Source organism: Nocardia sp. NPDC049935 (assembly GCF_055586645.1).
In genome coordinates this window covers 310508-323842 of record NZ_JBVJHV010000005.1, presented here as the reverse complement: position 1 = coordinate 323842, position 13335 = coordinate 310508, and the positions used below count along the sequence as shown (strand labels likewise).

The following is a 13335-nucleotide window of genomic DNA, read 5'->3' as shown; positions in this document are numbered from 1 at the left end:
GCCGGCGTTCAAGCGCGCTCGGAACCGCGGGGCCGGCCCGGTGCCCAGATGCCCAGAGCCACCGCGCCGACGAAGCTGATCGCGGCCATGACGAGGGTCGTATGCTGCATACCCTCGACGAAACCCGCCCGCGCGAGGTCGACCAGCGGCTGGGCCTGCGGTCCGGCGCGTTCGGCGAGTTCGAGGGTGGCGGCGAGCGAATCGGCCACCGGTTCGCGGGCCGGTTCGGGGAGTTGGGGCAGGACGGGGGCGATGGTGGTCCGGTAACCGGAGCCGAGGACGGTTCCGGCGATCGCGATTCCGATCGCCGCGCCTATTTCGCGGGTGGCGTCGTTGACCGCCGCGGCGACACCGTGCTTCTCGGCGGGTGTATCGCTCATGATCGCGATGGTTGCCGGGGCGGCCGCCAGGCCCAGTCCGATACTCAAGACCGACAGTGCCACCAGCAGGTTCGGATAACCGGAGTCCAGCGTCTGGCGGCTCATGAGCAGCAGCGCCACACCGATCAGTATCAGGCCCGCGGTGGTCGGGAGCCGGAGTCCGAAACGGGCGGTAAGCAGCGGCGCGACCCCGGCCAGGGCGACGATGGCCGCACCCATGGGCAGACAGGCCACCGCCGCCTTCAGCGGGCTGTAGCCGAGGACCAGTTGCAGATACTGCACGACCACCAGGAACAGTCCGAACGTGATCAAGAACTGCACCGTGACCGACGCCGAACCGCAGGCGAATCCGCGGCGCGCGAACAGCCGCAGATCCAGCAGGGGATTGCGGGAGCGCAGTTCGACCAGTACGAACGCCGTGGCGGCAGCCGCGGTGACCACCAGCGCGCCGAGGATGAACGGATCGGTCCAGCCCCGTTCGCCGACCTCGATCAGCGCCGCGACGAACGTCCCGATCGCGACGACGATGGCGACGGTTCCCGGCAGATCGAATCGCCGCCGGTCGCTACCGCGCGATTCGGGAAGGGTGAACGCGGCGGCGGCCAGCAGGGCGGCGCTCACGGTCAAGACGATGAACACCGACTGCCAGGACCACCACTGCAGCAGCGCGCCCGAGCCGACCAGGCCCAGCAGGCCGCCGCTGCCGGCGAACCCGGCCCAGAACCCGATCCCGCGCCCGACCGCGTCCGGCGGAAATCCGGCGGTGATCAGCGACAGCGTCGAAGGCATGACGAGCGCCGCGCCGACACCGGCGACGATGCGTGCGCCGATCAGCATGCCGACGTCCAAGGTCAGCAGGCATACGACGGAGGCGGCGCAGAACACGATGAGCCCGATGATCAGCATCAGCCGGCGGCCGTACCGGTCACCGATGGCGCCCGCGGGCAGGACCAAGCAGGCCAGCGCCAGGGTGTAGCTGTCGATGATCCAGGTCGCCTGGGTGCGGCCGGCGCCGGTGTCCACCGCGATCCCCGGTAGCGCGGTGTAGAGCGCGGCCATGGTGGCGACCACCAGGGATACGGCCAGGCAGGACACGATCAGCGTGCGGCGCCGGGCCCAGGTCGAAGCGGAAACCGGCGCCGGGGGCGCGGTGGACGCGGCGTCACCGAGATCCTGCATGAGCCCAACGCTCGCCCAGCGGGCTCCCCTCCGGCAAGGCTTGCGACCGATGTCGATACGAAATGGATCGGCGACGGCCGTGCGTATGTCTCATGGACCGGGTCCAACCTGTGTGTTTCCGGTATCCGGAGAGTGGTTTCGTCTCATACTGAGATATGGCAATCGACTGGCTGCTGGGCACCGACCGCCACGAAACCGCCGCCGATCACATCTACGCCGCGGCGGCGGACCTGATCGCCCAGCACGGGTTCGACCATTTCGATATCGACGCGGTGGCGCGGCGCGCGCACTGCTCCCGTGCGACGGTCTACCGCCACACCGGCGGTAAGACGCGGCTGCGGGAGACCGTGATGGCGCGGGCCGCGACCCGTATCACCGCCGTCGTCGACGAGGCGGTCAGCGACCGGACCGGCGCCGACCGCGTCCACACCGTGCTCATCGTCGCGATCCGGGAAATACGCGCCGATCCGGTGCTCATGGCCTTTCTCGAATCCGATCCCGGCGCGCGGGCCGTCACCACTTTCGCCGCCTCGCCGGCCCTGCTGGAGATCGCCGCCGAGTTCGTCGGCCTGCGCGACGACCCGGTCGCCGCCGCCTGGCTCATCCGCACGGTGCTGTCCCTGCTGTTGTGGCCGGCCGATCCGGAGATCGAAACCGAACTGCTGCAACGCTTCACGCTGCCGATCCTGGAGTCGCGTCCGGACCGGGATTCCCACGCGCGGCCGTGAGCCCGGCCGGGAGGGGCGGGGTCATGCCAGTCCGGCCCGGGCCTGGTCCAGGTGGGTGGGCCAGGCACCGGGCTCGACCCGGTGCACTCCGGCGGCTCCGTCGACGAAGGCGCTGGACACCACCACATCCGGGGTCAGCCCGGCGAAAATGTCCAGGGCCGCGTACAGGCCCTCCTTATCGCTGTAGCCCGGGATGTAACCCGTGCGCCAGACGCCGTCGGCGTAGCGCAGCAGGGTGTCGCCGGTGAACAGGTAGGTGCGGCCGCCGTGACCGGGAACCAGATAGCTGGTGCTGCCGGGGGAATGGCCGGGTGTCGGGATCACGTCGATGCCCGCGTCGTCCACCGCCCGGCCGTCGAGCGGGACGTCGATCGGGGCGAACGCGCCGATCGCGTCCGCTTCCGGCGCGGGCGCGTGCAGGCGGCTGCCGAAGCGGCCGGTGACCGCGCGCAGCATCGGACCGGCTTCGTCCTGATGGCTGAGATACTGGCGGGTGACACCGCCGAGCTGTGCCAGGGCATCGAAATCTCGGTCGTCGCCGGGGGAGTAGAAGAGGATGTTCCCGCCGGTGGGCGGGGTCCAGAGGTAGGCGTGGGTGCGCGGGCCTCCGGGGACCACGAACTCCCGGGTCTCCCACAGGTCGGGGAACACCTGTCGCAGGGTCGTGGGTTCGGTGTCCGGTGTGGATTCTGTTCGCATACCGTCACGCTAAAACCTGAATAATGGTTCAGGTCAAGGGTCGGTGCGAGCTGATGAGGGGGACCAGCTGTTCGTCGTCGGTCCACGCACCGTGATGACCCACCATCATCGACTCCAGCGGTTCGTGCTCCGGCCGTACCAGCACCGTACGGTTCTCGGCGACGGCCAGCAGGTCGCCGATCCGGGACGCGATCACCGGGGTGGGCGGGGTCGGGCCGAACCACTGCTCGTCGAGCGCCTGTTCCCGGGTCACCACGCGGGCGCCGCCCGCGAGTCCGGCGGTCCATCGGGCCAGGGCGTCCGCCGCGGCCTCGGGACGCTCCAGGTAGATATGCCGCACCCGCGCCTCACCCGCGATCAGCCGGATATCGCGGTGCAACTCGGTGCGCGCGTCGAGATCGATGACGGTGTCGGCGTGGATCATTCCGTGATCGCCGGTGATCAGCAGTGTGCAGGTATCCGGTAGTTCGGCGAGCAGGCCGGCCACGAAGGCGTCGATATCGCGCAGGACCGCCAGCGCCTCGGGCGATTCGGGGCCGTGCAGGTGGCCGGTGGAATCCAGATCGGGAAAATAGGCGTAGGCGAATCGCGATCCGGTTCCCGGATGCCGGGCGACCTCGAGGATTCCGGTGCGCACTTCGTCGAGCGTGGCGGCCGGATGCAGGGTGCCGGGGGCCCGGAAGGCGGCGCGGGTCAGGCCGGAACGAATCTGATACTCCGGGACGACGTAGTGCACCTCCACGCCGCGCGCGGCGAGGTCTTGGAGCAGGCTGGTGCCGGTCTGCGCGGTTTCCGGCGGGAAGTCCTCGCGGGCATCGTCTCCGGTCGCGGAATCGAATCGCCAGCGCAGCGCGTTGAACAGCCGTATTCCGCCGGGATCGGGTAGAGCGAAGCTGTAGCCGATGATGCCGTGGGTGGCGCAGGGGGCGCCGAGGGCCAGGCTGCTGAGGCTGGTCGCGGTGGTCGCCGGGAACCCGGCGGCGAGGGTGGCGGTGATCCGCGCGGCCAGGGTCGGCGCGGTATCCCGGTGCCGGGCCAGGAGTCCGGCGCCCAGTCCGTCGATCAGCAGGACCACGACATCGCGATTGGGGGCGAGCGCCAGCGGGCCGGGGCGATCCGATCCGAAGGACGCGGCGACGGACGGCAGGAGGTCGGCGAGTGTGTACGGCACCGCCTCATGGTGCTGGATCACGGCGGGCGAGGGAACGGAATAAGCGGTGGTGCGGCGGACCGGTCGCCGCACCACCGCTTCCGGCCGTGGATTCCGCTACCGCGGCGCGCCGAACACCTCCGTCGATTCGGGATATCGGATGAGGGCGAGGGGATACAGAACGGCCGCGAGCACTCCGGCGATGAGGAACCCGAGGTCTATACCGCCGAACAACTGCGCGCCCGGTCCGATGAACCACGCGTTGCTCGAACACAGCAGTCCGACGGCCGCCGCCACCATCCAGACCAGTAGCCCGCGCAGGTTGAATCCGGCGGTGAACCAGTAGATCCCGCCGCGTCGTCCCTGGTTGAACACCTGCAGCGCCGCCACGTCGTAGTAACCCCGGCGGTAGAAGTGACCGATCGCGACGATCACGATCCAGGGCAGCGAGAAACACGTGAGCACCTGCAGGAACACGCTGATACCCGCGACGATCGCCGAATAGAAGTGCCCGATATAAACCAGCGCCGCCGATACCCCGCACGCGACCAGGGTCGCCTGGACCCGGTTCAGCCGGGGAACGATCGAGGAAGTGTCGAGTCCGGTCCCGTAGGTGTTGATCACCGCCTGGGCGGTGCCCGAGGCCAGACCCAGATACAGGACGGCGGGGACGAACCACGCCGGCGCACCCGCGACCAGTCCGAGAACGTAGGGGTCCTCGGCCGTCACCGCGCCGCCGCCCAGTACGGCGGTCGCGGTGAAGGTGCCCCACAGCATGGGGATGCCCATACACAGGGCGCCGACGAACAGCGCCAGGGTGATCGCGCGGTCGCTGTGCAGCCGTGGCGCGATATGGCGGGTCCAGTCCCCGGCATAGGGGCCCAGGGAGGAGATCGTCGAGGTGGTGATCAGGAACGATGCCATCCAGGTGGCGGTCGCCGACCCGAAGGCGTACTCGCCGGTCCCCGTGTAGGACGGGTCGAAATCGCCGCCGTAGGCGAACAATCCGAGCAGCAGGCACAGTCCCGCCGTGGGGATCATGAAGCGCTGGGCGGCGACCAGATTCGCGTGGCCGAGCACCGAGATGGCCGTGACGATCACCGCGAGTACGGCGTAGGCGATCAGCCGGGGCACCGTGGTGTCGTCGAGATGGAAAACCGTGACCAGGGCGCCCGCCAGTGCGTCACCGCCGGTCCAGATACTGAGTGCGGCGAACGCGAGCGCCGCGGTCGCCTCCAGCAGGGAACCGATCAGCCGGCCCGCGACGCCGAAGAAGGCGCCGCTCGCCACGGGATTGTTGGTGCCGGTACGCGGACCCATCAGTCCCATGGGGGCCAGCAGGATCGCCCCCAGCAGCGTGCCCGCGACGACGGAGGTCGCGGCCTGCCCGAAACTCAGCCCGAAGGTCACCGGGAACGCCCCGATGATGATGACGCTCAGCGCGAGACTGCTGCCGAACAGGATCGCGGTCAGGTTGCGGGGTGTGGATTTCCGGTTTTCCTCGGGGATGTATTCGATCCCGCAGCGTTCGATCCGGCCCATCCGGTCGGCGAAGAACTGCGGGTCGGGTGCGGTGACCGGTGGTCCGGAGGGCGGGGCGGCTACAGCGGCGGTGGTGGTTTCGGTGGACATCGCGATCAGGCTCCAAGGCGTGCGGTATGGCCGAACGAGGACAGGGCCAGCGCGCCGTCGGGCAGCCTGAGATCGCCTTCGGCGAGGCGGTTGCGGAGATAGGTGAAACTCTGCGCGGTCTGCGCGTGCAGATGTTCGCCCGCGATCAGCGGTGGGCGGGCAGGGCGTTGGGGGGTGACGAATTCCGGGAGCGGCTCGACGACGGTGTCGTAGTCGACACTGAAGAACAGCGGAAACGAATACCGCTCACTGGTGACCTTGCGGACGCGATGGGTGGTGGCGACGAATTCGCCGTTGGTCCACAACTCCAGCATGTCGCCGATATTGAGGACGAACGCGTCCGGTACGGGTGGCGCGTCGATCCATTCCCCGGCGCCGTTGAGCACCTCCAACCCGGGGGCGGTCGGTTTCAGGATGGTGAAGCATTCGTAGTCGGTGTGCGCGCCGATTCCCAGCCTGTCGACGGCGTCGAGATCCTCCGGGTAGTGCAGCAGGCGCAGCTGCGACGGGGGTTCGGTGACGTAGTGGTCGAAGTAGGTCTCCGGTTTGCCCAGGGCCAGCGCGAAACCGCGGAGCACGATCCGGCCGAGTTCGAAAACCGCGGAATAGTAGGCGGATACCGTCTCGGCGAAACCGGGCAGGTCGGGCCATTGATTGGGGCCCAGCAGGGGATTTCCGGCGAGGTAGCGCGGATCGTCGGCCGGTAGATCGAAACTGAGGTCGTAGGCCTCCTTCTTGTCCACTCCGCCGCCGGCGAATACCTCCTCGCCCTCGGGGACGTAACCGCGGTGATTCGTGGAATTTCCGATGTAGACGGCCATCTTCTCGGCCGTCGGCAGCGCGAAGAACCGGGTGGCCGCCGCCTGTAGCGCGTCGATCAGCGGCTGCCCGATCCCGGTTCCCGTCAGGTACATGAAGCCGACAGTGCGGGCCGCGTCGCCGAGTCGCGCGGCGACGGCCGCCTTGTCGTCGCCGCTGCCGTGGACCAGCGGGCCGATATCGATAACGGGGAGGGCGGCGAAATCGGTGGTGCCGGTCATATGCGGGGCCTTTCGTTGCCGGATCGGGGGAAGTTCCGGAGATCGCCGTCGGCATCGGCGACGGTCCAGACGCGGACCATCGCCGCACCGGAGGCGCTGATATCGCGGGTGTGCAGCAGGGCCGCGCCGGAGTCGAGCCGCACGTCGAGCGGGCTGTGCTCGCGGAACGGCAGGCTGGAATGGGTGATCGGCCAGCCGTCGCGGGTCCGGCCGATCGAGATCTCGATATCGACCAGATCCTGGGCGCGCTTCCGGTCCGCCGCGGCGACGGCCCGGGGCAGGTCGGGCCCGTGGTCCCGGACGGGCGGCCGGTCGCGTACGTAGGCGTAGTCGGCGCCGGCGCGCAGCAGGAAGCCGTGACGTCCCGTGGCGCGTTCGACGAGCGTCAGCGCGGCGGCCGGTAGTGCGTCGCTCGGTGTGTCGCGCTGCCAGCGTTCGAGATACGGCTGGAGGCGGCCGCGTTCGACCAGGGTGTCCGCCTCCATATGCAGCGTCCCGGTATCGGGGACGGCGTGGAACGGTTCGATATCCACACTGCGCGCCCAGGTGAAGACCGCCGGATCCGCGGGGTCGGTGGCGAGCGTCCCGGCGAAACCCTCCTGGCGGGAAAGCCATTCGAGGTGCGGGCGGGTCAGGTCCCGCAGGCAGGACACGGCCCGGAAATCGGGCCGGTCCGCGGGTCGGCGGAGATCGGCGTAGTGCCCGCCCGCCTGCAGCCAGGTCACGGCCGTGGTGGTGTCGCGGGTGCCGTCGGTCCATTCGAGGCAGGTGCGCCGCCAGACCCCGGTGAGCTCACCGGATCCGGGAATTCGCGCGGTGGCCGGGGCCTGGTGGGGCCATCCGGGCACGGGTCTCGCGGTCGTCATCGCCGGCACCCTTCCGTAATTACGATCAACTGACAGTAATTACGCGGCAGGGTCGAGTCGTGCGGGTCACCGCACTGTTCACCGTAGGTAACGCCCTGGGCCTCCGGTTACGAGCACGTTTCGGCGACCTGGGCGGTATGCGAGGATCGGACGGTGACGGAGGTGGGAAGTACAGCCGTGACAGCACCGAAGCGCCGCGTCGGGCGACCACGCGCCAGCGGGCCCTCGCGATCGGGTTCCGATACCCGCGCCGATGTCCTCACGGCGGCGGCGCGGTTGTTCGGGCGGCGCGGCTACGCGGCCACCAGCACCCGGGCCATCGCCGAGGCGGCCGGTATCCGGCAGGCGTCGGTGTACAACCATTTCCGCGGTAAAGAGGAAATACTCACCGTCCTGCTGGAACAGACGGTCCGGCCCGCGCTCACGGTCGCGGCGCGATTACGGGAAGCGGATCTCCCGCCGGAAGCCGGACTGTGGGCGCTCTGCCACCTCGACGTCCGGGTGCTCCTGGAGGACCCGCACAATATGGGCGCCCTGTTCCTGCTTCCCGAGGTGACCGGTGACCATTTCGCCGGAGTTCGCGGTCATCGTGACCAGTTGTGGAGCGCCTACCGCGACCTCATCACCCGGACCGGCCGCCGCGCCGGCTCCGAGGAATTGACCACCCGGCTGGTCTGCGGACTGGTGGAGAGCGTGATCCAGTCCCGGCCCCCCGAGGGCGAACGGGATGTGGCCGGGGTCGCCGTGGGGGTGGCCGAGGGTGTGCTGCGACTCCTGGGCTGCCGCGCGGCGGAGATCACCGCCGCACGTACGGCGGCCGAGCGCTTCGCGGCCTGACCGCATGTCCACGCGGCGCCGTCACGACACCCGGCCGACCGCGGTGACGGGCGTGCGCTCGGCATCGCCGTGGGTGATGTAGGCAGTGCCGGTGGCGGTGTCAACCGCGATGTCCTGGGTGTAGTTGCTGGTCATCGAGAACAGGTCGACCACCGCGATTTCGCTGCGGGTGCCGAGATCGATGGCGACGACGTTGTCGTAGTTGACGACGTAGGCGGTGTGGGTTGTCGGGGCGATCGCCACATCGAGCGCATTCCCCGCGACCGGAACGACCCCGATGATCGTGCGGGATCTGCCGTCGACGATCGTTGCCGAGCGTTCGTCACTGGTGCTGCCGGTGGGGGTGGTCGTCTCGGTGACGCAGATCGTATGGGTTTCCGGGTCGACGGCGAGGTCGAGTGGGCGCGAATCCTCGTCGAAGGTGATCGGGGAGGTGAAAGTGCGCGTGCGGGTGTCGAAAACGGCCAGACCGTCGTCGGTGGTCAGGTAGAGGGCTCCGAGGGCCGGATCGAGGGCGGCCTTCGTGTTGTAGCGGCCGTCGATCGGTACCGTCGCGACCACGGTGCGGGCCCGGCTGTCCAGGACGGTGACGCTGTCCGAGCAGACGACGTAAAGGGCCTCGGCCTCGGAATCGGGAACCAGGGAAGTCGGCCGGCAGGGTATCGGAACGGCGGCGGTGTTGGTCCGGGTACCGGGATCGAGGAACGCGACCTCGGTCTCCCCTGCGGCGTACAGGACGTTCGACCGCGGATCGAACGCCAGCTGTTCGACCTTCTCTCCGGTCTGGAGGACCCCGGTGACCGTGCGGGAGCCGGTATCGACCACCGACACCGCGCCGTCGGTCGCGTTGGTGAGGTAGAGGGTGTGATCGGCCGGGTTCACGGCGATCTCGTATGCCGCGCGGTCGATATCGAACGTGGCCGTGATCTCGGACCCGGGAGATTCGGTGTCGTGGCGGGTGATGGAGACGGCGACGACGACAACGAGCACGAGGGCGAGTACGACGAGGGCGTAACCGGCGATCGATCGGCTGGGCGGCTGGGTTGCGGTTTCCCGGGCGGCGCTCGCGCCGGACGGTGATGGGCCCGCGCCGGTCGGCATATTGGTGGGGACCAACGGGGCCGCGGCGGCCACGGCTTCCGATCCGGCGTAATCCGCGACTGATGGGTGCGGCGATCGGCGTTCGGTGGTGGCCGATGCCGAAACCGGAGCGACAGCGGTGGCGGCGGTTCGCGAAAAGCGGGCCGGTTGCGGATCGACGACCGCGTGAGGTGGGTGCCCGGCCGTGAGACGCTCGGCTGCCTGTCGCGCGGCGGCCGCGAGGTCTCGTGCCGTGGCATATCGGCGATCGGGATCCTTGTTCATGCCGGCGGCGATGACCGCGTCGAACGGCTGCAGTTCGGGTCGCGCCGCTCCGGGCCGGGGCGGCGCGGCGGTGAGATGGGCGGCGATCTGCTGTTCCATGGCGTCGCCGGGGAATGGAGTGCTCCCGATGAGGAATTCGTAGAGGACGCAGGTGAGCGCGTAGACATCGGCGCGGGCATCGGCACGGCCCGCCGTGAATCGCTCCGGCGACATATACGCCACGGTGCCGATAGTGGTACCGGCGGTGGTCATCCCGGTATCGGAGGTGGCCCGGGCGATTCCGAAATCGATGAGGTAGGCGAAATCGTGGTCGGTGAGCAGGATGTTGGAGGGTTTGACATCGCGGTGCACCACGCCGTCGGCGTGCGCGGCGTCGAGGGCCGCCGCGATCTGTTCGACGATCCGCACGGCGCGGTCCGGGGCGAGTGGCCCGGTGCGGGCCAGGACGGCCTTCAGATCGATACCGTCGACGATCCGCATATCGAGGAAGAGGCGGCCGTCGATTTCGCCGAAGTCGTGGATCGGCACGATATGGGGTTCCCGTAGCCGGGCCGCGGCGTGAGCTTCCCGGCGGAAGCGCTCCCGGTAGCCGGTATCGGCGCCGAGATGCGCGGGCAATACCTTGATCGCGACGGTGCGGTCGGTCACGGTGTCGTGGGCGCGGAACACCTGGCCCATCCCGCCCTCGCCGATCTTCTCCAGCAACCGGTAGCGGCCGAACGGCTCACCTGTCGCCTGATCCATCGTGTCCTCCCCGGCCGTCGGCATCAGGGAACAGATTGTGCTGGCAATGGCCCGGGATCGCCACCTCGGGGAGCTGTCCGAATTGGTTAGATTGCATCATGCATGTTATGTGTATTATGCACATCGACTGAATTCACTCTTGCTGAGGAGCAGGCTCGTGACCAAAACCGAACCCGTCGTCCGCCCCGCGGCGGTACTGGCGGTGCTCGCTTTCGCCGGGATCGTGGCGTCGCTGACGCAGACCCTGGTGATGCCGTTGCTCGGGCAGCTGCCGGAAATCCTGGACACCGAACCGTCGAACGCGACCTGGGTGGTCACCGCGAGCCTGCTGGCGAGCGCGGTCACCACCCCGGTCGCGGGCCGGCTGGGTGATCTCCTCGGCAAGCGGCCGGTCCTGGTGGGATCGGTGGTGCCGCTGGTCATCGGCTCGGTGATCTGCGCCGTCTCCTCGTCGCTGTGGCCGATGCTCATCGGCCGCGGCCTGCAGGGGATGGGCGTGGGCCTGATCCCGGTGGGGATCGCGGCGCTGCGTGATCTGCTGCCGCCGGCCAAACTCGGCTCCGGGATCGCGCTCATCAGCTCCTCCCTCGGTGTGGGTGGCGCGCTGGGGCTGCCGCTGGCGGCGGCCGTCGTCGAGTACAGCAGCTGGCGCTACCTGTTCTGGGGCGTCGCGGCGCTGGGCGTGGTCGCGGGTCTGCTGATCTTCATGGTGGTGCCGTCCACCCCGCCCCGGGCCGAACGCGGCCGGTTCGACTTCCTGGGTGCGATCGGCCTGGGCGCCGCGCTGGTCTGCCTGCTGCTCGCGGTGTCCAAGGGCGCGAGCTGGGGCTGGACCAGTGTCACCACCATTTCGCTGTTCGTCGCCGCGGTCGTGGTGCTGCTGGTGTGGGGCATGTGGGAACTGCGGATGCGTGACCCGCTGGTCGACCTGCGGGTGACGGCGCGGCCGCGGGTGCTGCTCACCAACGCCGCCTCGATCGTGATCGGTATGTCGATGTTCTCGCAGGCGCTGGTCTTCCCGCAGCTGCTGCAGCTGCCGGAGGCCACCGGCTACGGCCTCGGCCAGTCGATGGTCGCGATGGGCCTGTGGATGGCGCCCGGCGGGCTGATGATGATGCTGGCCTCGCCGCTGAGCGCGAAACTGTCCGCGCTGGCCGGGCCCAAGGTCACGCTGATCTTCGGCGCGGTCATCATCGCCGCGGGTTACGGCGTATCCGTGCCGCTGATGGGGGAGCCCTGGGGCCTCATGGTCGGCGCGATCGTGATCAGCCTCGGTGTCGGGTTCGCCTATGGCGCCATGCCCGCACTGATCATGAGCTCCGTCCCGGTGTCCGAGACTTCCGCGGCCAACAGCTTCAACACCCTGATGCGATCCATCGGCACGTCGGTCGCCTCCGCGGCGATCGGCGCCGTGCTGGCCGAGATGAGCACCACTTTCGCGGGCGGGATCAGCGTCCCGACCGAGAACGGGTTCAAGGTCGGCATCCTCATCGGCTGTGGTGTCGCGGCGGCTGCCGCGCTGATCGCCCTGACCATCCCCACCGCCAAACGTGCCGCGGCTGCCGCGGTGGCGGGAGCGCGGCCCGAGCCTGCCGGGACCGAGGCGCACGCCGTGGCCGAGGCCGTACCGGCCGCACCCGCGGGTCTGTCCGTGGAGGCCGAACGGGTGCTCGACGATGCCGACGCCACCCATGGACCGCGGCATGCCGCGCCCGAAGCTCCGGCCGCGGTTCCCGCGACCCGCAACGGCGTGGCCGCGACCAACGGCGCCGCCGCCCCGCAGCCGGCCGGTAGCGGATCGGTGCTGTTCGGGCGCGTGTACGACGGGCGGGGTATCGCCGTCACGGGTGCGACGCTCACCCTGATCTCGCCGGCGGGGCAGCAGTTGAGCCGGGCGCTGTCCGGGCCGGACGGGTTCTACGAACTGGCCGCGCCCGAACCGGGCTCCTATGTGCTGATCGCCTCCGCGGAAGGGCGGCGTCCGGACGCGTCCACCGCGGTGCTCGGCAGCAACCCGGTGTCCTACGACGTCACCCTCAGCACCCTCGCCGGCCTGGAGGGCACGGTCGCGCGGACCGGCGACGGGACACCCGTCACCGGGGCCACGGTCACCGCGCTGGATCTGCGCGGCGAGGTGATGGCCGCGGGCGTTTCCGACCCGGCCGGGTATTTCGAGCTCGGTGGTCTTCCGGAAGGTGAGTTCACCCTGGCGGTGAGCGCCTTCGGCTACCATCCGACCGCCGTATCGGTGCAGGTCACCGGTCGTGACACCGCACGCGTCGAAGTGCTGCTGCGCCCGGGCGTACGGGTCTCCGGTGTGGTCACCGGCGGGGGCCGCCCGCTGGCCCACTCCCTGGTCACACTCACCGATTCGCTGGGCAATGTGGTCGAGACGCAGTCCACCGGCGCGGACGGCTCCTATGTCTTCGGGAACCTCGCCGAAGGCGCCTACACCGTGGTCGCCACCGGGTACGCCCCGGCCAGCGCCCAGGTGCGGGTGGGGGAGAAGGATATCGAGGGCATCGATATGCGCCTGAGCGCCGACGCCCCCGGTGAGACCGCCGGAACCGCCGTGCCGGAGATCGAGGAATCGCCCGCCGGACTGTCGGAGGTCCACAAGAGTTCCTGGTGAGCCCGCCGAGCACTGCCGCGCAGGGGTCCGAGCCGATGCTCGGGCCCCTGTCGCCGTCGTGGGACCGGGCCCGGCGACAGGCC

General features: G+C 69.5%; 10 protein-coding genes and 1 pseudogene. 4 read left to right on the top strand and 7 right to left on the bottom strand.

The window, feature by feature from the left end; translation table 11 throughout:
- Positions 1-8: 8 nt before the first annotated feature.
- Entirely contained in the window at positions 9-1559 is a 1551-nt protein-coding gene (locus ACZ6SF_RS21280) for an MFS transporter (RefSeq protein WP_466063893.1), read from the bottom strand.
- Positions 1560-1714: 155 nt separating this feature from the next.
- On the opposite strand from ACZ6SF_RS21280, the gene ACZ6SF_RS21275 reads away from it, so the two are divergent.
- Complete coding sequence (locus tag ACZ6SF_RS21275; RefSeq protein WP_466063892.1) at positions 1715-2287, top strand: TetR/AcrR family transcriptional regulator; 573 nt, start codon at positions 1715-1717, stop codon at positions 2285-2287.
- 21 nt (positions 2288-2308) lie between these two features.
- Here ACZ6SF_RS21275 and ACZ6SF_RS21270 read toward each other — a convergent pair whose 3' ends face one another.
- The 5 genes from ACZ6SF_RS21270 to ACZ6SF_RS21250 form a co-directional block, all read right to left on the bottom strand.
- The gene (locus ACZ6SF_RS21270; protein WP_466064084.1) at positions 2309-2947 is read right to left on the bottom strand and encodes an MBL fold metallo-hydrolase; all 639 of its coding nucleotides are present in this window, start codon (positions 2945-2947) and stop codon (positions 2309-2311) included.
- A gap of 67 nt (positions 2948-3014) precedes the next feature.
- Positions 3015-4157, bottom strand: a complete 1143-nt coding sequence (locus ACZ6SF_RS21265; protein WP_466063891.1) for an alkaline phosphatase family protein — start codon at positions 4155-4157, stop codon at positions 3015-3017.
- Between the two features lie 96 nt (positions 4158-4253).
- Positions 4254-5768: a purine-cytosine permease family protein gene (locus ACZ6SF_RS21260; RefSeq protein ID WP_466063890.1), complete on the bottom strand. Its 1515-nt coding sequence runs from the start codon at positions 5766-5768 to the stop codon at positions 4254-4256.
- Between the two features lie 5 nt (positions 5769-5773).
- Positions 5774-6808, bottom strand: coding sequence for an isopenicillin N synthase family dioxygenase (locus ACZ6SF_RS21255; protein WP_466063889.1), 1035 nt, complete (start codon positions 6806-6808; stop codon positions 5774-5776).
- Positions 6805-7674 carry a hypothetical protein gene (locus tag ACZ6SF_RS21250; RefSeq protein ID WP_466063888.1) on the bottom strand — a complete coding sequence of 290 codons (870 nt, stop codon included), beginning with the start codon at positions 7672-7674 and terminating at the stop codon, positions 6805-6807. Before ACZ6SF_RS21250 ends, ACZ6SF_RS21255 begins: the two co-directional genes overlap by 4 nt.
- A 177-nt stretch (positions 7675-7851) precedes the next feature.
- Between ACZ6SF_RS21250 and ACZ6SF_RS21245 the strand changes: the two genes are divergently transcribed.
- Complete coding sequence (locus ACZ6SF_RS21245; RefSeq protein WP_466063887.1) at positions 7852-8511, top strand: TetR/AcrR family transcriptional regulator; 660 nt, start codon at positions 7852-7854, stop codon at positions 8509-8511.
- 21 nt (positions 8512-8532) lie between these two features.
- On the opposite strand, the gene ACZ6SF_RS21240 is transcribed toward ACZ6SF_RS21245, so the two are convergent.
- Positions 8533-10620: a serine/threonine-protein kinase gene (locus ACZ6SF_RS21240; protein WP_466063886.1), complete on the bottom strand. Its 2088-nt coding sequence runs from the start codon at positions 10618-10620 to the stop codon at positions 8533-8535.
- Positions 10621-10777: 157 nt separating this feature from the next.
- Between ACZ6SF_RS21240 and ACZ6SF_RS21235 the strand changes: the two are divergent.
- A pseudogene (locus ACZ6SF_RS21235) lies at positions 10778-12211 on the top strand (MFS transporter); the annotation flags it as partial.
- The gene (locus ACZ6SF_RS21230) at positions 12188-13252 is read left to right on the top strand and encodes an MSCRAMM family protein (protein ID WP_466064083.1); all 1065 of its coding nucleotides are present in this window, start codon (positions 12188-12190) and stop codon (positions 13250-13252) included. The pseudogene ACZ6SF_RS21235 and the gene ACZ6SF_RS21230, both read left to right, overlap by 24 nt.
- The last annotated feature ends 83 nt before the right edge of the window (positions 13253-13335 follow it).

What these genes read in the sequence shown, in the direction of transcription:
- ACZ6SF_RS21280 (WP_466063893.1), bottom strand. Translation starts at nt 1,559, where the DNA reads ATGCAGGATCTCGGTGACGCCGCGTCCACCGCGCCCCCGGCGCCGGTT.
- ACZ6SF_RS21275 (WP_466063892.1), top strand. Translation starts at nt 1,715, where the DNA reads ATGGCAATCGACTGGCTGCTGGGCACCGACCGCCACGAAACCGCCGCC.
- ACZ6SF_RS21260 (WP_466063890.1), bottom strand. Translation starts at nt 5,768, where the DNA reads ATGTCCACCGAAACCACCACCGCCGCTGTAGCCGCCCCGCCCTCCGGA.
- ACZ6SF_RS21255 (WP_466063889.1), bottom strand. Translation starts at nt 6,808, where the DNA reads ATGACCGGCACCACCGATTTCGCCGCCCTCCCCGTTATCGATATCGGC.
- ACZ6SF_RS21250 (WP_466063888.1), bottom strand. Translation starts at nt 7,674, where the DNA reads ATGACGACCGCGAGACCCGTGCCCGGATGGCCCCACCAGGCCCCGGCC.
- ACZ6SF_RS21240 (WP_466063886.1), bottom strand. Translation starts at nt 10,620, where the DNA reads ATGGATCAGGCGACAGGTGAGCCGTTCGGCCGCTACCGGTTGCTGGAG.